The organism is Curtobacterium sp. MCBD17_003 (genome assembly GCF_003234885.2).
Classification (GTDB): Bacteria; Actinomycetota; Actinomycetes; order Actinomycetales; family Microbacteriaceae; genus Curtobacterium.
In genome coordinates this window covers 3,064,743-3,085,388 of sequence record NZ_CP126275.1, presented here as the reverse complement: position 1 = coordinate 3,085,388, position 20,646 = coordinate 3,064,743, and the positions used below count along the sequence as shown (strand labels likewise).

The following is a 20,646-nucleotide window of genomic DNA, read 5'->3' as shown; positions in this document are numbered from 1 at the left end:
TGCGGCGCGGCGACGTCGCGCGCGTGAACGGCAGCCGAACGCGCCAGGGCCGGGATGAACCGTCGGTGAACGCCGCCGCGGACGGTCCTGCGACGCGGGCGCTCGCGGACAGGATCGGGCCGTGGACACGACGACGCCCGACCTGCACGACACCGCCTCCACCGCCTCGGGCGGCCGACCCGACCGGTACGACGTGGTGGTCGTCGGGGCCGGGGTCATCGGCCTCGCGCACGCCGCCGAGGCCGTCGACCGGGGGCTCCGGGTGCTCGTCGTGGAGCGCGACCACCGGGCCACCGGCGCCTCGGTCCGCAACTTCGGGCACGCGTGCGTGACGGCGCAGTCGGGCGACATGCTCGAGCTGGCGCTCGCCGCCCGTGAGCGGTGGCTCCGGCACGCCCACGACGGCCGCTTCCCGGCGGTCGCATCCGGCGCGGTGGCCGTCGCACGGAGCCGGGCCGAACTCGCGGTCCTGGAGGAGCTGGCCGCGTCGCGCGAGCCGGGTCAGGTCCGGCTCCTCGCCGCTCCGGAGACCGTCGACCGGATCGGTGGGGTCGGCGACCCGACGATCGTCGGCGGGGCGTTCCTCCGTGACGACGTCCGCGTCGACCCGCGCGCTGCCGTCGCGGGGCTCGCCGCACTGCTCGCGTCGCGCGGTGTCACGTTCCGGTGGGGCACCGCCTACCTCGGATGGGAGGACGGCCTCGTCCGCACCTCGCGCGGCACGGTCCGGGCGGACCGCACGATCGTCTGCGTGGGGCACGACGTCGACCAGCTGTACCCGGACCTCGCCGAGCAGCACGGGATCCGCCGCTGCGGCCTGCAGATGGCACTCGTGGAACCGCCCACCGGGCTGTCGATCACCCCGGCCGTGCTCACCGGCACGAGCATGCTCCGCTATCCGGCCTTCGCCGAGACCGCCGCGGCGACCGTGCTCCGGCAGGAGATCACCCGCGATCGGCCGGACCTCATCGCCATGGACGCGAACGTCATGCTGACGCAGCGGCCGGACGGCAGCCTGGTCGTGGGGGACAGTCACCGGTACGACGTCACGCTCGACCCGTTCCTCGACGAGGGCGTCAGCGAGACCCTGCTCCAGGACGTCGCGACGCTGCTCGGGGTCGGAGGGTTCCGGGTGCGGCAGCGCTGGATGGGCGTCTACGCGCACGCGCCCGAGCCGTACCTCGTCGCCCACCCCGCGCCCGGGCTCACGGTCGTCAGCGTGACGAGTGGCGTGGGCATGACGATCTCGCACGGGCTCGCGGCCCGCACGTGGGCCGGCCTGGAGGCGCTTCCCGCGCCCGTCTGACGGCCGCGGTCCCCGACACACACGCGCTGTTCCCCATCCGTTCACGGACGGGGCACGAGTGCGTCACCGCCCCGGGTCACGATGACGTTCGTCCAGCGGCCGGTACCCCACGTTCCGACTCCCACACCCGTCCCACCGTGAACGGCCGGTCGCCCCCAGGAAGGGAACACCCGTGCTCTCCAAGCGCTCATCCGCCGGCATCGCGCTGGCCGCCGCGGCACTCGCCGCCCTGACCGGTTGCTCCACCACGAGCAGCGCCGCGACCACCGACTCGTCCGGATCCGCCTCGGCCTCCGGTGACTGGTCGACGGCGACGTCCGCGTCGTCGAACGGTGGCATGGACGCCCTCGTCACGGCGGCCGACAAGGAGGGACAGCTCAACGTCATCACGCTGCCGCCCTCGTGGGCCAACTACGGCAAGATCATCGCCGGGTTCGAGAAGAAGTACCCGGGCATCACGATCAACTCCGCGAACCCGAACGGCTCGAGCGCCGACGAGGTCGCAGCGGCGAAGTCGCAGAAGGGCCAGTCCACCGCCCCCGACGTCTTCGACATCGGCACCGCCGTGCTCAGCCAGAACCTCGACCTCGTCGCGCCGTACAAGGTCGCGAACTGGGCGGACATCCCCACGGGGGACAAGGCCGCCGACGGCGGGTGGTACTACGACTACACCGGCCTCATGTCGATCGGGTACGACTCGTCCGTCATCAAGACCGCCCCGAAGAGCATGAGGTCGCTGCTCGGCTCCGCCTACAAGGGCAAGGTCGCGATCAAGGGCGACCCGACGCAGGCGAACGAGGCCGCGAGCGCCGTCTACCTCGCCGCGCTCGAGAACGGCGGCTCGGCGAAGGACATCCAGCCGGGCATCGACTACTTCGGCAAGCTCAAGGCCGCGGGCAACATGCTCAACGTCCTGCCGACGCAGGCCACCGTCAACTCGGGTGAGACCCCGGTGGTCGTGCAGTGGTCGTACAACAACCTCGCGTGGGGGCCCGCGGGCGGATCGGCCGGCAACCCGAACTGGAAGACGGTGATCCCGAAGGGCACCGCGCTCGGCAGCTACTACAACCAGGCGATCAACGTCGACGCGCCGCACCCGGCAGCCGCGCGCCTCTGGGAGGAGTACATCTACAGCCCGAAGGTGCAGAACCTGTACCTCGCGTCCGGCGCGTACCCCGCCACGCTCGCCGCGATGGAGAAGAACGGCACGGTCGACAAGGCCGTCCTGGCGAAGGTCGGCGACGCACCGAAGAGCCTCGTCCAGCTGTCGAGCACGGAGGCGGCGACCGCGGCCACCCTGCTGACCAGCACGTGGTCCTCGACGGTCCGCTGACCCATGGCCACCGCTGACGCGACCACGACCGCCACGCCGCCCCGTGCGGTGCAGGCGCACGGGGCCGCGCGGGGGCTGACCACCGCAGGCCGCGGCGCCGGGGGAGGACCCCGGCGCCGCGGCGTCGCGTGGCTCGGTCTCACCCCGTTCGCGCTCTACGTGCTCCTCTTCCTCGCCGTTCCCGCGGTCATCGCGGTCGCCAGCGGGTTCTCCACCGCCGCGGGCGTCCCCACGCTCGCGAACCTCCGGGCGTTCACCGATCCGTCGGTCCTGCAGGCCTTCGCCGGTTCGGCCGGGCTGTCCGCAGCGTCGGCGGTACTCGGCACGGCCATCGGCGCCGTTGTGTGCTGGGCGCTGACGACGCTCCGCCCCGACGGGCTCGTCCGGTCCATGGTCGACGCCGCGTCGAGCGTCCTGGCCCAGTTCGGCGGGGTCATGCTGGCCTTCGCGTTCATCGCCACGATCGGCCTCCAGGGCATCGTGACCGTCTGGCTCCGCGGCATCGGGATCGACATCAACGCGAACGGCCCGTTCCTCTACACGGTGGCTGGACTCGTCGTCCCGTACCTCTACTTCCAGGTGCCGCTCATGGTCTTGACGTTCATGCCGGCGCTCGAGGGTCTCGGCGTGCAGTGGGGCGAGGCGGCGGCGACGCTCGGGGCCTCCCGGTCCGTGTACTGGCGCCGGATCGCGATCCCCGTGCTCGCACCCGCGTTCTGGGGCAGCCTGCTGCTCCTGTTCGCCAACGCGTTCTCGTCGTACGCCACGGCCGCGGCGCTCATCGCCCAGGGCGGCATCGTGCCGCTGACGATCCGCCAGGAACTCACGAGCGAGACCATCGTCGGCGTGCAGAACGTCGCCGGGGTGCTGGCGCTCGGCATGGTCGTGGTCATGGTCGCCGTGATGGCGGGGTACTCCGCGCTCGAGCGTCGCGCCTCGCGGTGGCAGCGATGAGCTCGGCACGCGGGTACGGCCCCGCACCCTCGAAGACGGTCGGTACCGTCGTCCTGGTCGTCGTCGGGCTCGTGTTCGCGGTGCCGATCGTCGCGCTGGCGCAGTTCACCCTCCGGCAGGGTGCGGGGGCCGGGCTGACACTGTCGCACTACACGGCGCTCGCGGATCCGGTCAACCGGGCCACGTACCAGCCCCTGTTCGACGGCCTCGTGAACTCGCTCGTCATCGCGGCGATCACCGTCGGCATCGTCCTGTTCGTGCTCCTGCCCGCCCAGATCGTCACGACACTCCGGTACCCCCGGCTTCGGCGCGCGCTCGAGTTCGTGTGCATCCTGCCGATCACCGTGCCGACCGTCGTGCTCGTCGTCGGGTTCGTCCCCGTGTACCAGGTGATCGCGCAGGTCCTCGGGTCGGGTGCGTGGACGCTCGCCTTCGCGATCGGGGTGATCAGCCTGCCGTTCGCGTTCCGGCCCATCGCCACCGCACTCACCACGGTCGACGTCGTCGTGCTCGCCGAGGCCGCTCGATCACTCGGAGCAGGCTGGGCGACGGTCGTCATGCGGGTGCTCCTGCCGAACCTGCGCCGCGGCATCCTCGCCGCGTGCTTCCTCACCGTCACGGTCGTGCTCGGCGAGTACACGCTCGCGTCGTTCCTGTCGCGGACGACCTTCCAGACGGCGCTCGTGCTCATCCAGCAGACGGACCCGTTCGTCGCGGCGATCTTCTCGCTCGCCGCGCTCGTGTTCGGGTTCGTCCTGCTCGTCGTGATCGGCCGCGTCGGGTCGGCCCGACCTGGCGCGCGCCGCATCCGTCGTGGAGCAGGCGGCGCGCCCGGTGCCGGGAGCACGGGCACCGGGTCCAGTGGCCCGGCCGACGCCGCCCTGCGCTCGCACGTCCTCGACGGTGTCGCCGTCGCCGCCCCCACCTCCCAGGAGCCCGCATGACCCGCACCGCCCAGCCCACCCCCACGACGGCGAACCGCAGTGGGGCCACCGTCGAGCTCGACGGCGTCGTGAAGTCCTACGGCGCCCACACCGCGCTCACCGGGTTCTCGCTCCGACTCGAGCCGGGGGAGTTCGTCTCGCTGCTCGGACCGTCGGGGTGCGGCAAGACCACCGCACTCCGGGCACTCGCGGGTCTCGAGGCGATCGACGCCGGCACCATCCGCATCGACGGCCAGGACGTCGCGGCCGTGCCGGTGGAGCGACGGGACATCGGGATGGTGTTCCAGCAGTACTCGCTGTTCCCGCACATGACCGTCCGGCAGAACGTCGCCTTCGGGCTCGAGATGCGGAAGGTCCCCGCGGACGACCGGCGCCGCCGTGTGGTCGAGGCCCTCGACATGGTGCACCTCGCGGACCTCACCGACCGCTATCCGCACCAGCTCAGCGGCGGGCAGCAACAGCGCGTCGCGCTCGCCCGGGCGCTCGTCACGCGGCCCCGGGTGCTCCTGCTCGACGAGCCGTTGTCAGCGCTCGACGCCAAGGTGCGGGTGACGCTCCGCGACGAGATCCGTCGCATCCAGACCGAACTCGGCATCACGACGCTGTTCGTCACCCACGACCAAGAGGAGGCGCTCGCCGTCTCGGACCGGATCGCCGTGATGCACGGGGGCGGGATCGAGCAGATCGGGACGCCGGAGCAGCTGTACATGCGGCCCGCGACGGCGTTCACTGCGGACTTCGTGGGTCAGTCGAACCGGCTCCGCGGGGACCTCCGCGGAGGCGACGTGTTCACGTACGGGTTCTCGCTGCCGAGCATCGACCGCACCCTCGACGACGGGCCCGTGACCGCCTACGTCCGCCCCGAGGACGTCGTGCTCGCCCCGGACGGCGGCCTGTCCGGCGCCGTTCTCACGTCGAGCTTCCTCGGCTCGGTCCGCCGCACGACCCTCCGACTCGATGACGGCACGGCGCTCGTCGTCCAGCACGACGTCGCGCAGCGGCCGGTTCCCGGCGACGAGGTCCACGTCCGCCTGCTCGGGACGCCGGTCGCGGTGGCGCCGCTCGGTTGAACTGCGCCTGCGCCCGGGAGGCGCGGTGTCATCGCGTGCGGCGCCTCCCGTCCGCTGTGCTGCGGGCCATCGACGCCGTACCGCCGGAGCGCCCTGTGTCGGCGAGAGAGCCCGCGATCACGTGCTCCTGTTGGACGTCATCGACCGCGAGGGGCAGTGTTCGATCCGCGTCAACGATCAGTACCGGATCTGTTTCGTCTGGACGGCCGCAGGACCCTCCGATGTCCACATCGCCGACTACCACGAGCGAAGGAACACTGATGTCGAAAGCACATGACCCGATCACACCCGGGGAGATCCTGCGGACCGAGTTCCTCGAGCCACTCGGCATCACGGCGTACCGACTCGCGCAGGCGACCGGGCTCCCGCAGACGCGGCTGAGCGAGGTCATCCGGGGGAAGCGCCGTATCACCACCGACACTGCGCTCCGGCTGTCGCAGGCGTTCGGGCTGTCCGAGCGATTCTGGCTCAACATCCAGAACGACTACGACATCGAAGTCGAGCACGACGAGCACGACGACGAACTCGCCCGGGTCGAACGGCTCGTCCCGGCGTGACGTCGGAGGTCGTACCGCGCGTGGAGATCATGCCGAGCTGGAGGACCGGGCGATCCGCGGTGGGTGAGGACCTTCCGTAGCTGACGATCCAGATAGTTCGCAAAGCTAAACTAGCGACGGTGACCTCCTCCGCTGCCGCGCCCACCCTCAGCGCCCGGCGGCGGACCCTGGCCCTCGTCTCGATCCTCCTGTCGACCCTCACCGGCACCATCGACACCTCGATCGTCAACGTCGCCCTGCCGAAGCTCGCGACCGATCTCCACGTGGCGCCGTCCGAGACCGTGTGGGTCGCGACCGCGTTCCTCCTGGCCGTCGCCTGCTCGGTCCCGGCCACGAGTGCGCTCGGCGACCAGATCGGTCGCCGCCGGTTGTACCTGATCGGCGTCCCCGTGTTCACGTTGGCGTCCCTGGGCTGCGCGCTCGCGCCGACGCTCGCGGTCCTCGTCGCGTTCCGCGTCGTCCAGGGCATCGGGTCCGCGGTGGTCCTCGCCGTGGCGATCCCGCTGATCCGGCGCCTGTTCCCGCCGGAGCGCCTCGGACAGACGCTCGGGCTCAACGCGATGACGGTCGCCATCGGGACGTCGGCCGGACCGACGCTCGGAGGGTTGATCCTCGCCGCACTCCCGTGGCCGTGGCTCTTCCTCATCAACGTGCCGATCGGTGTCGCGTCGTTCGTGCTCGCGCTCGTCGTCCTGCCGAAGGGCGTGCCCGAGCGGGGCGACTACGACTGGCCCGGTGCCGTCTGGGCCGCGGGAGCGATCGCCGCGCTGCTCGTCGGCGTCCGACAGCTCGCCGCGGTCACGACCCTCTGGCACGCGCTGGTGCTCCTCGTCGTGTGTGCCGTGTGCGCGGTGCTGTTCGTGCGTCGTGAGCGGATGGCCGCCCGGCCGCTCATCCCGCTCGGCTTGTTCACCGGCCCGTTCAGTCTCACGGTCGGCACCGCGTGGGCGTCGTTCCTGGGGCAGGGCATCGCGTTCGTCGCCCTGCCGTTCCTGTTCCAGACCGCGTACGGGGCGAGCCCGCTCGAGTCGGCGCTCCTGTTCACGCCGTGGCCGCTCGTGATCGTCGTCGTGGCACCGCTGTCCGGGCGGATCGCGGACCGGGTCCGTCCGGCGGTGTTGGCCCTCACAGGCCTCGTCGTCCTGACGATCGGCCTCGTCATGCTCGCGCTGCTCGGGTCCGCGCCGCCGATCTGGCTCGTGCTCCTGTCCACCGCCGTGTGCGGCCTCGGGTACGGCACGTTCCAGAGCCCGAACAACCGGGACATGATGGCCGCCGCGCCCCTCCGCTACGCCGCGAGTGCATCGGCCGTCCTGAACACGAACCGAACCGTCGGACAGTCCGCCGGGTCGGCCGTCGTCAGCATCGCACTCGTGGTCAGTGGCGCCGCAGCCGGGTCGCTGGCAGCGCAGTCGTCCGCCGCCAGCGGCGTGCTGTGGGTCGCCGTGGTGGCGGCGGCCGCTGCGACGATCCTGTCCGCCGTCAAGCTCCGGGTGACCGCTGCCGTGCCGCTCGGACGCTGAGACTCAGGTCCGGAACACCGCGGCGGGATCGTCGCGCAGCGCGGCTGCCACCCGACTCCGCATGTCGTCCGACATGGCGGGGAGGTCCGACACCGGCGCCCAGGCAGCTTCCGTGTTCTCGCCGTCCGCCGGGAACGGCACGCCCGACACCCACCGGAACCGGAACACGATGTCGATGTACTGCGCGCGATCGCCGTTCGGGTAGGTCATCGGCGCGAGGGTCTGCACCATCGCCAGTCGCTCCGGCACGGCGACGACGTCGGCTTCCTCCAGGACCTCGCGTGCGGCGGCGACCGCGGGTTCCTCGCCGGGGTCGATGATCCCGGTCACCGGTGTCCAGGCTCCGGTGTCGGCACGGCGGACGACGAGGACCTGCTGCTCGTCGCCGTCGCCCCGCAGCACGACGGCGGTCACGCCCGTGAGCCAGAGCAGGTCGGTCCCGACCTTCTCGCGGAGCGCCAGGACGAACTCGGGAGTGGGCATGCCCCCACCGTAACGACCAGGGTGGCAGCGGGCGGACGTCCCGGACGGCCTGTGGACGACGAAGGGCCCGCCGTCCGATGTGGACGACGGGCCCCGCGTCGTGCCTCCCGTCCTGCGGCGGACCGCGGGACGGGAGGACCGACTAGCGTTGCGTGCGCCGGCGAGCGATCCGGAGACCGGTCACGCCGAGGCCGGCCATGAGCAGACCGAGGGCCCACGGCAGGGCCCGGGTCGTCTCGGAGCCCGTGAACGCGAGCTCACCCGTGGCGGTCGTGGCCGTGGGGGTGATCGCCGCGACGGTCGCCGCGTTCGGGACGACCTCGACGGGGAACGCCGTGCTGAACGCGTCGGCCGAGACGGTGAGGTGGTGGGTCGAGGCGTGCGGGAACGTGACGTCAGTGCCACCGAGGCCGTCGTCCGCCTTGACCACGTCGGAGGCGTAGTCCGACGTGACGGTCGGCTCGACGAAGGTGCCGTCTGCCTCGTCGACCTCGTTGCCGTACTGGTCGACGAGGCCACCCGCGACGACGAGGGTGCCGCCCTGGTGGATCGTCGGCGTACCGCCGTCGGTGATCGTGCCGACCGCCCAGGTGCTGCCGTCCGGGTCCTGCTCCACGACCGTGTCGACCTCGGTCGAGATGTGGCCGTCCGGGTCGATGATCCACGAGGTCGTGGTGTCGTCGTCGATCTTCCCCTTGTCGGTCGTGTAGACCTCGACGCCGTACGCTGCGGCGGCCTCGACGTTGACCTCGACGTACTCGGTCGACGTACCGCTGCCGTTGTCCGCCACGACGGTGAAGTCGTAGGTGGTGGCGAACTCCGGCGTGCCGCTGAGCGTGCCGTCCGCTGACAGGGTGGTGTGGTCGGGAAGCTGCGTGTCCGGGGTGTAGGTCGGGTCGTCAGCGGCGGCGTCGGCGTCGTCCTGGTAGAACCAGCCGACGCTGTAGGTCGGGGTGGGGTCGCCAGCGGCGCTGAAGACGTGGGACAGGCTCTGGCCCGCGACGACGGACAGCTCGAGCGGGTCGCTCTGCGAGGTGTGCTCGGAGAACTCGGCGGGGGCGGTGACCGCCGCTGAGGTCACGGTCGCGCTGTCCCCGTCGGTGTCCTCTGCCGTGACGGTGATCGTCGTGCCGTTCTCGGCCGCCGACGGCACGAAGGAGGCCGAGGTCCCGGTCTGGAGCGTCGTACCCGCACTGTTCGTCCACGTGAACGTGGGGGTGCCGGTGAAGCCCGTCACGGTCGCGGTCAGGGGCTTCCCCACCGTGGGGGCCGTGGTGCTCAGCGTCACCGTCGGGGCGGCGACCGGGGTCGGCACGGCCGGGCTCGCGGTGCTGCTCGGGTCCGTCGCGCGCGGTGCGCTCGGCGTGGCCGCGGGGTGGTGGCTCGGGGTGCTCGAGGGAGCCGGAGCGGCCGTCCCCGCCGTCGCGGTCGGGGCGTCGGTCGGCGTGGCCGATGCCGTCGGCGACGCCGAGCTGCTCGGCGACGGCTGGTCCGTGCTCGGCGTGGCCGGAGCGGTCGCGGCAGCGGTCGCGGTCGTCGTGTCGGTGAGCGTGTCGGCCGAGGCCGCCTGGACGCCGAAGACGCCGAGGCCGGTGGTGAGCCCCACGAGGGCGATGGTGGTGCCGACGGCGCAGGCGCGTCGGGTGCCGGAGGTGCTGCGGTGCACGGGTGTTCCCCCAGTTTTCGGTCCGCTGATGCGGACATGTGAATCGACCGAGAATGTCGGGCGTGCTCGGAGCGTAGCGGTATGGGGCCGCTGGCGGAACATCCGTCCAGCCATGCACCCGTTCTGGGGTCAGGACCCGCCGCGGGTAGCGCTGCTCGGTCGCGGGCGACGCTCCCCGATGGACCGCGTCACGGGAGGATCAGGCCGCATAGGCTGGGCCCGTCATGGAGATCATCATCCTGCCCACAGCGGTCGAGGTCGGCCGGATGGCCGCTGCGAAGATCGCGTCCGTCGTGTCCCGCAAGCCGTCCGCCGTGATCGGGTTGGCCACCGGGTCGAGTCCGCAGGACATCTACGCCGACCTCGCCCGGCGGGTGCAGGGCGGGGAGATCTCGTTCGCGCAGGCCCGCGGGTTCGCGCTCGACGAGTACGTCGGGATCCCGCTGGAGCATCCGGAGAGCTACGCCAGTGTCATCGCCCGCGACGTCGTCGGTCCGCTCGGGTTCGACCCCGCGCGGGTCCGGGTCCCCGACGGTCGTGCGGCGGACCTGGAGTTCGCGGCGAAGGAGTACGACGCCGCGATCCGCGCGGCCGGGGGCATCGACGTGCAGATCCTGGGGATCGGCGCGAACGGGCACATCGGGTTCAACGAGCCGACGTCCTCGTTCGCGTCCCGCACGCGCATCAAGACGCTCGCGCCGGCGACGCGCGCGGCCAACGCGCGGTTCTTCGACTCGGTGGAGGAGGTGCCGATGCACTGCATGACGCAGGGGTTGGGCACGATCCTCGAGGCGCGGGAGCTGGTGCTCGTGGCGCAGGGCGAGGGCAAGGCCGCCGCCGTCGCCGGCGCGGTCGAGGGTCCGGTCAGTTCGTTCGTGCCGGGGAGCGCCCTGCAGTTGCACGAACACGCGACGGTCATCGTCGACGAGGCCGCCGCCGCACAGCTGCAGCTCGCCGACTACTACCGCCACGTGTTCGCGAACAAGCCGGCGTGGCAGCGCTTCGACGAGACGCCAACACGCTGATCCGCAGCGGTCCGCTCCCCACCGCGGCTCGTGGCGGTGGGGAGCGGACCGTGCGGCGTCGACGTGGGGTCAGTCGTCCGAGACGCTGATCGTGACCTCGATGTTGCCACGCGTCGCGTTCGAGTAGGGGCAGACCTGGTGCGCCGCGTCCGCGAGGGCCTGTGCTGCGTCGTGCTCCATCCCGGGGATGACGACCTCGAGGTGGACTGCCAGCTGGAACCCGCCCTGCCCGTTCGCGCCGATCTGCACCCGGCCGCCGACGGTGGTGTCGGTGATGGAGACCTTCTGTGCCCGGGCGACGCCCTGGAGCGCGGAGTGGAAGCAGGCGGCGTACCCGGCGGCGAACAGCTGCTCGGGGTTCGCGCCGGCGCCCGAGCCGCCCATCTCCTTCGGGATCGCCATGTCGAGGTCGAGCGTGCCGTCGGTGGTCCGGACGTGGCCGTTGCGGCCTTCGCCGGTCGAGAGCGCTTCTGCGGTGTAGAGGGCGTCCATGGTGTCTCCTGTTCGTGGTCGTCACGCGGCGCGTGACGGGGGTGGGTGGGGCCTCCCGGCCGAGCCGGACGGGAGGCGCGGCTAGCGTGCGCCGGCCGTGGTCGCCTGCATCCCCGCCGTGACGCGGTGCAGGGTGTCGATGAGTCCACGTGCCGTGTCGAGGTCGATCGCCATCCCGCCTGCGATGCACCCGGGCACGTGGGCGAGGTCGGACTGCAGTGCCCGGCCGTGGTCGGTCAGCGCGATCTCGACGACCCGTTCGTCGGCGCGGCTGCGTTCACGCGTGACGAGGTCCGCGTCCGCCATGCGCCGCAGCAACGGTGAGAGCGTGCCGGAGTCGAGATCGAGGTGGTCGCCGAGCGCGCCGACCGTCAGGGGCCCGCGGTCCCAGAGGAGGACGAGCACGAGGTACTGCGGGTACGTGAGGCCCCAGGGGGCGAGGAGTGCGCGGTACGCCTGGGTCGTCGCCCGGGCGGCGTCGTAGATCGCGAAGCAGACCATCTCGTCGACGGGGGCAGGCGTGTCCATGACGTAAGTATTGCACGCAATACAGTTGTGACCGGCCGAACCGCATCCGAGCGATCGGAGAATTGCTCCGAGGCCGACCAATCCACCTCCGTGGGGGCGCCGAACTACCTGCACAGACCGAGCAAATGCTCGAAGCGCTCACCGGCCACCTGCGGCTGGTTCTCCACCCTCAATCAGGGTGTGTTCGGCGTGCCCACAGCAAGGGAGAAGTCATCATGCGTGGATTCACCAAGACCACCGTCACCATCGCCACCGCTGGAGCGCTCGTCGCCGGGCTCGGCGGCTTCGGCGTCAGCGCCGCGAACGCCGCGGCCCCCGCCGTGCACCTCGCCGCGTCGTCGTCGTCGAAGATCCCCGCCCCGGCCGCAGCCGTCCCCGAGATCAAGGGCGGCGACACCGCGGTCGCGCTCGACAGCGGCTTCATGAGCGCGCTGACCTCGCTGAAGCTCACCCCGGGCGTCAGCGGCTCGGCGAAGCTGTCCGGGTCGACCGTCTCCTTCCCGATCACCGGTGGCAGCGTCGTCTACTGGTCGCCGAAGAGCGACTACCGCCCCTACGTGCAGGGCCTCATCGAGCACGACGGCTCGGGCCTGACCCTCAAGGGCGGCTCGACCACCGTGACGCTCGAGAACTTCACCGTCAACCCCGGCAGCTCGAAGCTCTACGGTGACGTGCTCGTCAACGGCAAGCCCGCCGCGACGCAGGCCTACCTGTTCGCCCTGCACGGTGGGACGCTCAAGCCGCTGAAGCTCCAGGGCGACGACGCGATCCTGACCGGCACCACCGTGCACGTGTCGTCGGACGCCGCCGCGCTGCTCAACAAGACGTTCGGCACGACCGCCGTCAAGAGCAACCTCCTCGTGGGTGTCGCGACCATCACGGCGCAGATCAAGTAACACTCCCGGTCCTCCGGGGCATGGACGACGACGGGCCCGGTGCACACGCACCGGGCCCGTCGTCGTGTCCGAGGGTCAGCGCGCGGCGCCGGCCGTCGCGTCGCCGATCCGGCCGAGGGCCTCGCGCAGCGTCTCCTCGGAGCACCCGAAGTTGAGCCGGGCGTGCCCGATGCCGGGCGTGCCGAACTCCGGTCCGTGGCCCAATGCGACCCGTGCTGCGTCGACGAGCGGCGTCGCGGGGTCGTCACCCCACGGCGTGCCGCGGAGGTCCAGCCACGCCAGGTACGACGCCTGCGGTTGCCGGGAGCGCGCCCCCGGCACCACCTCGGGCAGGAGCTCGGCGAGCAGACGACGGTTCGCGACGAGTTCGCCGAGCAGGGTCTCGAGCCACGGCTCGCCGTCACGGTAGGCCGCCGTGCTGGCGAGGTACCCGAGGATGCTCGTCCGCCACTCGACCTCGCGCGGCAGGGCGTCGAACCACGCAGCGGCCCGGTCCGAGGCGCCGATCATCATGGCGCACTTGGTCCCCGCGATGTTCCATCCCTTGCTCGCCGCGGTCACCGTGACCCCGACCCGGGCCGCGTCGTCCGAGGCTGCGAGGAACGGCGTGAAGACCGCGTCGCTGTGCACGAGCGGCGCGTGGATCTCGTCGCTCACCACGACCGCGTCCCACTCGGCGGCGAGCGCGGCCAACGCGGCGAGGGCCTCCCGGCTGTGCACGAGACCGAGCGGGTTGTGCGGATTGCAGAGCAGCACCGTGTGCGCCCCGTCGGCGAACGCGCGGCGCACCCCGTCCAGGTCGATCCGCCAGCCGGCGGTCGTCGGGAACGGCGTCGCGTCGTCGTCGGCGTCCGACGGCGGCAGGAGCGGGACCTCGACCGCGATGCATCCGGCCTCGTCCACGAACTCCCAGAACGGCGGGTACACGGGCGGCATGACGACGACGCCGTCACCGGGCTCCGTCACCTGCCGGAGCACCTCGACCGCTGCGACGGACACGTCGGTGGTCGTGTGCACGAGGTCCGGCTCGACGCGCCACCCCCACCGCCGCTCGGCGAAGTCCGCGAACGCGTCCGGCAGTTCCCGAGAGGACCCCAGGTACCCGGTGTCGCCACCCTCGACGGCCGCGATCATGGCGTCGCGGACGGGCTCGGCGAGCGTGCAGTCCATCTCGGCGACGAACATCGGGATCACGTCCGGCGGGAAGTCGGTGTACTTGCCACTGGTGCGGGTCGCTCGCGCGTCGAAGGGCGAGATCATCAGGCTCATGCCCACAGCCTGGCAGGAACCCCGGCGTCAGCGCACCGCGTCGACCGCGGCCCGCGCCGCCGCCACGACGGCCGGGTCCGTGGCCAGGTGGGTGTCCTCGCCCGCGACGCCCATGGGCACGCGACTCCCTCGCGTCCCACGCCCGGCCACGAGCCGCTTCGCGGAGAGGTGCACGGCCGCCACACCCGCGTTCGCGAACGCGGGGACGTCCTGCGGTGCCACGCCGCTCCCCGCCATCACCTGCACCGGACCGGCCGCGGCGACCATCCGCGTGATGGTCGCGAGGCCCTGCGGCGCGGTCGCGGCACCACCCGACGTCAACACCCGCGTGACGCCGAGCGTCGGCAGGGTCGCGGCGGCGGCGATCGGGTCCGCGGCGTGGTCGATCACGCGGTGCACCGTGACCTCGACATCGGCCCGGACGTCCCGAGCCGCGCTCCGGAGCCGCGCGATCGTCGCGATGTCGAGCATCCCGTCCGGCCCGAGCGCCCCGACGACGACGCCCTGCGCGCCGGAGGCCACGACCGCCCGGACCTCGCGGATCATCGTGGCGATCTCGTCCTCGTCGTACACGAAGTCACCCGGCCGACACCGCACGAGCACGTGCGCGGGGATCCCGACGGTGACCACGGCCTCCACGAGTCCCTGCGCGGGGGTGACGCCGCCGAGCTCGAGCGCCGTGCAGAGCTCGACGCGGTCCGCGCCGCCATCGCGCGCGACGACCGCACCCGCGGCGGACGTGACCGCGATCTCCAGCGCTGGTCGGGCCTCCCGGCCGGGAGGCCCGACCACGGCTGCCGACGTCGGCTGCCGGTCGTTCACTCGTCCGGCCCGGTGAGCGGCACGTCCGAGGCCGGCAGGATGCGCGCCGACAGGTCCGGCTCGGCGGGGAAGGCCCGGTCGAACGGGAACATCGGGCGGCGGATGCGCCGGTGGCCGAGTCGCTCGAGGTCCTGGTCCACGCCGCCGGGGGTGAGGCCGAGCATCCAGTCGGCCGCCATGTCGTACAGCTCGGGCTCGAGGTACCCGATCTTGACGATGACGACGTCAGCCGACCGCGGGTCGAGGTCGAGGTCGGTGAAGTCGTGCTCGTGGTGGTACGGCTTCCGGAGCTCCGTGAGGATCGCGAACACGCTGCCCACCTGCAGGACGACCTCGGTGACGGCGTCCGGATCGCCGTGTCGGACGGCGTGCACCCGCCCGGTCATGGTCAGGGGTCCGGCGTGCCGGTCGTCGACCTCGGCCCCGGCCGTGACGGTCACGGTGGCGCCGACGCCGGCCGCGACGGCGGTACGGATCGCCTCCGGTCCGGGGACGCTGGCGTAGATGACGGTCGGACCGCTCGGTTCGGCGAACTCGGGTCGGGCGAGCAGCTCGGTGAGGCCCCACGTCATGTCGCCCGCGCCACCGGCGGTCGGGTTGTCGCCCGAGTCGGAGATGAAGTACGGGCGGGCGTCGGAGGCCAGCGCGGCGTCGAGGCACTCGGCGAACGAGCCGGTGGGCGCGACGAACGCGAAGTCCTCGCGGGCCTCCCAGAAGCTCCGGGCCAGGCGTTCGGCGCCCGCGGTGACGGCGTCCTCGTCCCATCCGGTGACCACGACGACGGCGCGGTTCCGTGGCTCGTCGGCCCACGCGTACCCGACCCAGATCGCGGCGTCGACGACGCCGTCGGTGGCCTCGACCTCCGGCACGCCGGCGTAGATGTGCGCGGCGGGCTCGATCCGCGTCGAGGTCTGCTCGCCGGGGAGCAGCACCGGCACCGGCACCCACGCCTTCACGGGACGGACGCGCGGGGCGGCCCCGCCGTCGGCGGCGTCGGTGGCGGACGGCAGGGTCGGCTGCGCGGCCAGCAGGTCGACCAGGTTGCGGACCGCCCGCTCCTTCGTGTCGAGGGCGTCCTCGTGCGGCGCCATCCGGTAGCACGTGATGAGGTCGGAGGCGTGGGCCAGCTCCCGCGACACGTTGCCGTGCAGGTCCATCGACGTCGACACGATCACGTCCGGGCCCACGACCTCGCGGATCCGTGCGAGCAGCACCGCCTCGGCGTCGTCGAGGCCCTCGACGGTCATCGCGCCGTGGATGTCGTACCAGAGGCCGTCGATCGCCCCGCTGCCGACGATGGCGTCGAGCCGGGTGGTGATCTCGCCGGCGAGCTCCTCGAACGCGTCCCGCGTGACGATCCCGCCGGGCAGTGCCTTGCCGACGAGCGCACCGCGCCACCGGGCGGCCTCGCGGAGCGGCTGCCCGGCGCGGAGGAACGGGTACCGGTCCATGGCCTCGTCGCCGCGGAGCGGGTGGAACGCCGGGGCCAGCGTCCGGGCCGGTGAGAACGTCGACGACTCGATGCCGAGTCCGGCGACGGCGATGACCGGGAGGGACGGGCTGGGTTCAGGGGACACGGATCCTCCGGTGGTGGTTGGTGGTGGATGCGCCGGCGACGGCGTCGAGGGTGGCCGTGAGGGCGCGTTGCAGGGCGAACTGCCCGGCGCCGACGAGGCCGGCGTCGGCCCCGAGCGATGCCCGCTCGATGGTGAGGTGCTGGGTGACGAGCGGGTGACATCCCTCGTACAGCTGGCTGCGCACGGCCGCGACGAAGGGTTCGACGGTCGAGAGGATGCCACCGAGGTACACCGCGTCGGGGTTGAAGAAGTTGACGTTGGCGGAGAGCACCTCGCCGAGGTACTTGCCCGCACGGCGGACGGCGCGGGTCGCGGCCGGGTGGGCGTCGGTCGCGAGCGCGACGACGTCCTGCGTGGTGGCCACGTCGACGTCGGACTCCTGCAGGATGCGCACGAGGGCCGCGCCCGACGCCACGGTCTCGAGACACCCGGTGTTGCCGCACGAGCACGGGGTGTCGCCGGCCGCGTCGATGCGCACGTGCGTGATGTCCCCGGCCGCGCCGGTCGCGCCCCGGTAGAGCCGGCCGTCGGCGATGATCCCCGCACCGATGGCCGAGCCCGCCTTCACCATGATCGCCTGGCGACGCTCCGGCGGCTGCACCGCGTGCTCGCCGACGGCCATGCAGTTCGCGTCGTTGTCGACGGCCGCCGTGACCCCGAACCGCTCGGCCAGCCAGGCGGCGACGGGGAACCCGTTCCAGCCCGGCATGCGGCTCGGCAGGTCGACGACGCCCGCCTCGACGTCGACGGGGCCCGGGAGGCTCAGCCCGACGCCGCGGAGCGCGCTCCGGCCCCGGCGTGTGGCCAGTTCCTCGAGCACCTCCGCCAGGCGTTCGAGCCCGGGGCGCGGCCCGTCGACCATGGCGAAGGGGATCGTGCGGACGTCACTGAGGCCACCGCCCGGCAGGACGACGCCGACCCGGGCGTGCGTGCCGCCGAGGTCCGCCGCGAGCGCGTACTCGTCGACGCCCCCGAGGCGGAGCACCTTCCGCGGGCGTCCGCCGGTCGACGAGCGGGTGCCCTCCTCGGCCACGAGGCCGTTCGCGATGAGCTGCCCGACCGTGAGCGACACGGTCGACGGCGCGGCGCCGAGGTGCGTGGCGATCTCGGTGCGGCTGGTCGCCTGTCCCGAGGCGATGAGCTCGAGCACGCGGGCACTGAGCTCAGCCACGGGACCGGTCCCGGGGACTTTCTCCAGACATGGTCGAACTATCTCCATCGAGGGTGGGGTGGTGGCGAGTGTACGGCCTTGCGCTGTCGCCCTGGCTTTCCGCAGTTCCGCAGAAACGCAGTTTTTACACGGCGGGACTTCTTTCTCCACCTCGTCAGGCCCTTGACTGTGCAGCAGCACGCGCCACCCCTCCCGATCCCCCTTCCACCCCTGGAGCCGACCGGCCCCGTTCGAAGGAGAACAGCAATGTCCACAGCACGCACCGGGCGTCCCCGCCGCCACTGGGCGCTCGTCGCGGGAGTCGCCGTCGCGGCGTCCGCACTGCTCGCCGGCTGCGCCGGTTCCGGCGGATCGAGCGCGTCGTCGGGTTCCGACACCATCGACTACGCCCTGCCCGCGAACTTCACGCCGAACTGGATCCTGCCGATCGGGACCGCGGCGCACCTCAACACGAACAACGGGTCGATCGCGTCGTCGCTCTGGGAGCCCCTCATCGCGTACGACGGCTCGACGGGCAAGATCGCCTGGAACAAGGCCGGCTCGATCGCCACGGCCGCGGACTTCGCCTCGGACGGCAAGAGCGTCACGATCACCCTCGGCGACCGCCACTGGAGCGACGGCAAGGCGATCACCTCGCGCGACGTCGAGTTCTGGTTCAACGTGATCAAGGCGAACAAGGCCGACTGGGCGAGCTACAACGAGGGCAAGGCGCCCGACAACTGGACGTCCCTGAAGACGATCGACGACCGACACTTCACGATCACGTTCGACAAGGCCTACAACGAGCAGTGGATGCTCGCGAACGAGCTGAGCCTCATCACCCCGCTCCCGCAGCACGCCTGGGACAAGACGAGCGCGAACGGCTCGGTGGGTGACGCCGACCGCACGACCGCGGGTGCGAAGCAGGTGTGGAAGTTCCTCAACGCCGCGGCGAAGGACATCTCCGGGTACGACTCGAACAAGCTCTGGACCACGATCTCCGGCCCGTACGCGATCGACTCGTTCTCGACCTCGGGCAAGGTCGTCCTGACCGCGAACAAGAAGTACGACGGCGGCGAGAAGCCCTCGATCACGACGGTCGACCTGCTGCCGTTCACCACGAGCGACGCCGAGACGAACGCGCTCCGCTCGGGCTCCGTCGACTACGGCTACATCAGTCCCTCGGACATCGACCAGAAGGCCTCGTTCACGTCGAAGGGCTACTCGGTCGAGCCGTGGACGGGGTGGGCGATCACGTACATGCCGTACAACTTCCACAACCCGACCATGGGTCCGGTGTACCAGCAGCTGTACGCCCGTCAGGCCGTGCAGATGTCGATCAACCAGCCGCAGCTGTCCAAGGTCGTGTTCAACGGCACCGCGACGCCGGGCTACGGGCCGGTCCCGCAGGCGCAGAAGTCCGACTTCGTCTCGTCGACCCAGACGGACAACCCGTACCCGTACTCCAGCAGCAAGGCGAAGGCCCTGCTGACGAGCCACGGCTGGACCGAGCAGAACGGCACGATGGTCTGCACCGACGCCGGGTCCGGGAGCTCGCAGTGCGGGGCCGGCGTCGCCAAGGGCACGAAGTTCCAGATGCAGGTGCTGTCGCAGTCCGGCTCGACCGTGACGGACAACATGATGAGCGCGATCCAGTCCTCGCTCGCCAAGACCGGCATCGGCTTCTCGATCAAGACCGCTCCGGTCAACACGGTCCTGTCGCAGACGCCGCAGTGCACCGCCGACCAGGACATCTGCAAGTGGCAGCTGTCGTTCTTCGGGACCGCCGGGAGCTGGTACTTCAACGCGTACCCGACCGGTGACTCGCTGTTCCAGACCGCCGGCAGCGCGAACTTCGGGAACTACTCGAACAAGCAGGTCGACCAGCTCATCTCGGCCAGCACCACGTCGACCGACTCGAGCGCGGTGCAGGACTACAGCGCGACGGTCGCGAAGGACCTGCCGGTGATCTGGCTGCCGAGCCCCGACTACCAGATCTCGGTCGTCAAGAAGGGCCTGACCGGGTTCGACCAGGACTCCCTGGCGAACTTCCACCCCGCGCAGTGGAAGTGGAGCAAGTGACCACTGCGCTCTACATCGCCCGGCGTGTGCTGCAGGCCGTGATCGTGGTGTTCATCGTCACCGTGATCGTGTTCTGCCTGCTGCACACGCTCCCCGGGGGTCCCGCTCGCGGGATCCTCGGGGCGAAGGCCACGAGCCTGCAGATCGCGCAGTTCAACCGCGAGCAGGGCCTCGACAAGCCCCTCGTCGTGCAGTACGTCTACTACCTCGGTACCTTGCTCCGCGGCGACCTCGGCTCCTCGTACACGCTGAACGAGCCGGTCACGCAGCTCATCGTCGAGCGGCTGCCGAAGACCCTGGTGCTGACGATCCTGTCGGCCGTCGTGGCGCTCGCCGTGGCGATCCCGCTCGGCATGTGGCAGGCCGTCCGGCGGAACAAGCCGGTCGACTACGTCGTCACGACCCTCGCGTTCGTGGCGTACTCCACCCCCGTGTTCTTCCTCGGGCTCGTCGTCATCGTGGTGTTCAGCCAGGTCCTGCCGTGGTTCCCCTCGCAGGCCCCGAACGGCAACACGCTCGCCGAGGTCTTCGCCGACCCGGCCGGTCTCGTCCTCCCGGTGGTGACCGGTGCCGCCGCCATGGTCGCCGTGTTCAGTCGGTACATGCGGTCGTCGACGCTCGAGAACCTCCAGGAGGACTACGTGCGCACCGCGCGGGCCGGCGGCGCACGACAGGGTGCGATCCTCCGACGGCACGTCCTCCGCAACTCGCTCACGCCGGTGATCGCGATGCTCGGGTACTACGTCCCGGTGCTCTTCGGCGGATCGCTCGTCGTCGAGCAGCTCTTCAACTACCCGGGCATGGGCCTGCTGTTCTGGAGTGCCGCGCAGTCGTCCGACTACCCGGTGCTCCTCGGCTGCGTCCTCGTCATCTCCGTGGCCACCGTCGTCGGCACGCTCCTGGCCGACGTCATCCAGTCGATCGTCGACCCCCGCGTCAGGGCGGCGACGGCATGACCGGCGACCGGTC

19 protein-coding genes are annotated in these 20,646 nt (G+C 71.5%); 11 read left to right on the top strand and 8 right to left on the bottom strand.

The genetic code is table 11. The features are described from left to right. Window positions 1-121: 121 nt before the first annotated feature. The 7 genes from DEI88_RS14590 (at window position 122) to DEI88_RS14560 (ending at window position 7,687) form a co-directional block, all read left to right on the top strand. The gene (locus DEI88_RS14590; RefSeq protein WP_258374994.1) at window positions 122-1,306 is read left to right on the top strand and encodes a TIGR03364 family FAD-dependent oxidoreductase; all 1,185 of its coding nucleotides are present in this window, start codon (window positions 122-124) and stop codon (window positions 1,304-1,306) included. Between the two features lie 172 nt (window positions 1,307-1,478). Further along, window positions 1,479-2,639, top strand: a complete 1,161-nt coding sequence (locus DEI88_RS14585) for an ABC transporter substrate-binding protein (RefSeq protein ID WP_111071829.1) — start codon at window positions 1,479-1,481, stop codon at window positions 2,637-2,639. Between the two features lie 3 nt (window positions 2,640-2,642). After that, window positions 2,643-3,593, top strand: coding sequence for an ABC transporter permease (locus DEI88_RS14580; RefSeq protein WP_111071828.1), 951 nt, complete (start codon window positions 2,643-2,645; stop codon window positions 3,591-3,593). Beyond that, the gene (locus tag DEI88_RS14575; RefSeq protein ID WP_111071940.1) at window positions 3,590-4,537 is read left to right on the top strand and encodes an ABC transporter permease; all 948 of its coding nucleotides are present in this window, start codon (window positions 3,590-3,592) and stop codon (window positions 4,535-4,537) included. Before DEI88_RS14580 ends, DEI88_RS14575 begins: the two co-directional genes overlap by 4 nt. Beyond that, on the top strand, window positions 4,534-5,607 hold the full coding sequence (locus tag DEI88_RS14570; RefSeq protein WP_111071827.1) for an ABC transporter ATP-binding protein: 1,074 nt from the start codon (window positions 4,534-4,536) through the stop codon (window positions 5,605-5,607). The genes DEI88_RS14575 and DEI88_RS14570 overlap by 4 nt, the downstream gene beginning before the upstream one ends. A 260-nt stretch (window positions 5,608-5,867) precedes the next feature. Next, window positions 5,868-6,164, top strand: coding sequence for a HigA family addiction module antitoxin (locus DEI88_RS14565; RefSeq protein ID WP_111013057.1), 297 nt, complete (start codon window positions 5,868-5,870; stop codon window positions 6,162-6,164). A gap of 119 nt (window positions 6,165-6,283) precedes the next feature. After that, window positions 6,284-7,687, top strand: a complete 1,404-nt coding sequence (locus DEI88_RS14560) for an MFS transporter (protein ID WP_181441207.1) — start codon at window positions 6,284-6,286, stop codon at window positions 7,685-7,687. A 3-nt stretch (window positions 7,688-7,690) separates the two neighbouring features. On the opposite strand, the gene DEI88_RS14555 is transcribed toward DEI88_RS14560, so the two are convergent. Continuing rightward, entirely contained in the window at window positions 7,691-8,170 is a 480-nt protein-coding gene (locus DEI88_RS14555; RefSeq protein WP_111036147.1) for an NUDIX hydrolase, read from the bottom strand. A gap of 142 nt (window positions 8,171-8,312) precedes the next feature. Then, window positions 8,313-9,836: a hypothetical protein gene (locus DEI88_RS14550; RefSeq protein ID WP_111071825.1), complete on the bottom strand. Its 1,524-nt coding sequence runs from the start codon at window positions 9,834-9,836 to the stop codon at window positions 8,313-8,315. A gap of 224 nt (window positions 9,837-10,060) precedes the next feature. Here DEI88_RS14550 and nagB point away from each other — a divergent pair, with 224 nt between their 5' ends. Beyond that, window positions 10,061-10,861, top strand: a complete 801-nt coding sequence (gene nagB, locus DEI88_RS14545) for a glucosamine-6-phosphate deaminase (protein WP_111013060.1) — start codon at window positions 10,061-10,063, stop codon at window positions 10,859-10,861. Between the two features lie 69 nt (window positions 10,862-10,930). Here the strand turns inward: nagB and DEI88_RS14540 are convergent, their stop codons facing one another. After that, window positions 10,931-11,353 (bottom strand): organic hydroperoxide resistance protein, encoded by a 423-nt coding sequence (locus tag DEI88_RS14540; protein ID WP_111011529.1) that lies wholly within the window; start codon window positions 11,351-11,353, stop codon window positions 10,931-10,933. Between the two features lie 81 nt (window positions 11,354-11,434). After that, a complete protein-coding gene (locus DEI88_RS14535) occupies window positions 11,435-11,881 on the bottom strand; it encodes a MarR family winged helix-turn-helix transcriptional regulator (protein ID WP_258370124.1) in 447 nt (148 codons plus the stop codon). A gap of 215 nt (window positions 11,882-12,096) precedes the next feature. Between DEI88_RS14535 and DEI88_RS14530 the strand changes: the two genes are divergently transcribed. Further along, complete coding sequence (locus DEI88_RS14530; protein WP_111013061.1) at window positions 12,097-12,777, top strand: hypothetical protein; 681 nt, start codon at window positions 12,097-12,099, stop codon at window positions 12,775-12,777. 75 nt (window positions 12,778-12,852) lie between these two features. Here DEI88_RS14530 and DEI88_RS14525 read toward each other — a convergent pair whose 3' ends face one another. Genes DEI88_RS14525 through DEI88_RS14510 form a run of 4 tightly spaced genes read right to left on the bottom strand, consistent with a single transcriptional unit; the run spans window position 12,853 to window position 17,616 of the window. Next, window positions 12,853-14,046, bottom strand: a complete 1,194-nt coding sequence (locus DEI88_RS14525; RefSeq protein ID WP_111071939.1) for a MalY/PatB family protein — start codon at window positions 14,044-14,046, stop codon at window positions 12,853-12,855. 27 nt (window positions 14,047-14,073) lie between these two features. Continuing rightward, on the bottom strand, window positions 14,074-14,868 hold the full coding sequence (locus tag DEI88_RS14520) for a copper homeostasis protein CutC (RefSeq protein WP_258374993.1): 795 nt from the start codon (window positions 14,866-14,868) through the stop codon (window positions 14,074-14,076). Then, window positions 14,865-16,445 carry a M81 family metallopeptidase gene (locus DEI88_RS14515; protein ID WP_111071824.1) on the bottom strand — a complete coding sequence of 527 codons (1,581 nt, stop codon included), beginning with the start codon at window positions 16,443-16,445 and terminating at the stop codon, window positions 14,865-14,867. The genes DEI88_RS14520 and DEI88_RS14515 overlap by 4 nt, the downstream gene beginning before the upstream one ends. Next, on the bottom strand, window positions 16,435-17,616 hold the full coding sequence (locus DEI88_RS14510; protein ID WP_111013063.1) for an ROK family transcriptional regulator: 1,182 nt from the start codon (window positions 17,614-17,616) through the stop codon (window positions 16,435-16,437). The genes DEI88_RS14515 and DEI88_RS14510 overlap by 11 nt, the downstream gene beginning before the upstream one ends. Before the next feature lie 246 nt (window positions 17,617-17,862). Between DEI88_RS14510 and DEI88_RS14505 the strand changes: the two genes are divergently transcribed. Together DEI88_RS14505 and DEI88_RS14500 are read left to right on the top strand one after the other, a co-directional pair. Then, a complete protein-coding gene (locus DEI88_RS14505; protein ID WP_111071822.1) occupies window positions 17,863-19,677 on the top strand; it encodes a peptide ABC transporter substrate-binding protein in 1,815 nt (604 codons plus the stop codon). Further along, a complete protein-coding gene (locus tag DEI88_RS14500) occupies window positions 19,674-20,633 on the top strand; it encodes an ABC transporter permease (RefSeq protein ID WP_111011523.1) in 960 nt (319 codons plus the stop codon). The genes DEI88_RS14505 and DEI88_RS14500 overlap by 4 nt, the downstream gene beginning before the upstream one ends. Window positions 20,634-20,646 lie beyond the last annotated feature (13 nt).

What these genes read in the sequence shown, in the direction of transcription:
- DEI88_RS14580 (WP_111071828.1), top strand. Translation starts at nt 2,643, where the DNA reads ATGGCCACCGCTGACGCGACCACGACCGCCACGCCGCCCCGTGCGGTG.
- DEI88_RS14575 (WP_111071940.1), top strand. Translation starts at nt 3,590, where the DNA reads ATGAGCTCGGCACGCGGGTACGGCCCCGCACCCTCGAAGACGGTCGGT.
- DEI88_RS14570 (WP_111071827.1), top strand. Translation starts at nt 4,534, where the DNA reads ATGACCCGCACCGCCCAGCCCACCCCCACGACGGCGAACCGCAGTGGG.
- DEI88_RS14565 (WP_111013057.1), top strand. Translation starts at nt 5,868, where the DNA reads ATGTCGAAAGCACATGACCCGATCACACCCGGGGAGATCCTGCGGACC.
- DEI88_RS14555 (WP_111036147.1), bottom strand. Translation starts at nt 8,170, where the DNA reads ATGCCCACTCCCGAGTTCGTCCTGGCGCTCCGCGAGAAGGTCGGGACC.
- nagB (WP_111013060.1), top strand. Translation starts at nt 10,061, where the DNA reads ATGGAGATCATCATCCTGCCCACAGCGGTCGAGGTCGGCCGGATGGCC.
- DEI88_RS14540 (WP_111011529.1), bottom strand. Translation starts at nt 11,353, where the DNA reads ATGGACGCCCTCTACACCGCAGAAGCGCTCTCGACCGGCGAAGGCCGC.
- DEI88_RS14535 (WP_258370124.1), bottom strand. Translation starts at nt 11,881, where the DNA reads ATGGACACGCCTGCCCCCGTCGACGAGATGGTCTGCTTCGCGATCTAC.
- DEI88_RS14530 (WP_111013061.1), top strand. Translation starts at nt 12,097, where the DNA reads ATGCGTGGATTCACCAAGACCACCGTCACCATCGCCACCGCTGGAGCG.
- DEI88_RS14525 (WP_111071939.1), bottom strand. Translation starts at nt 14,046, where the DNA reads ATGAGCCTGATGATCTCGCCCTTCGACGCGCGAGCGACCCGCACCAGT.
- DEI88_RS14505 (WP_111071822.1), top strand. Translation starts at nt 17,863, where the DNA reads ATGTCCACAGCACGCACCGGGCGTCCCCGCCGCCACTGGGCGCTCGTC.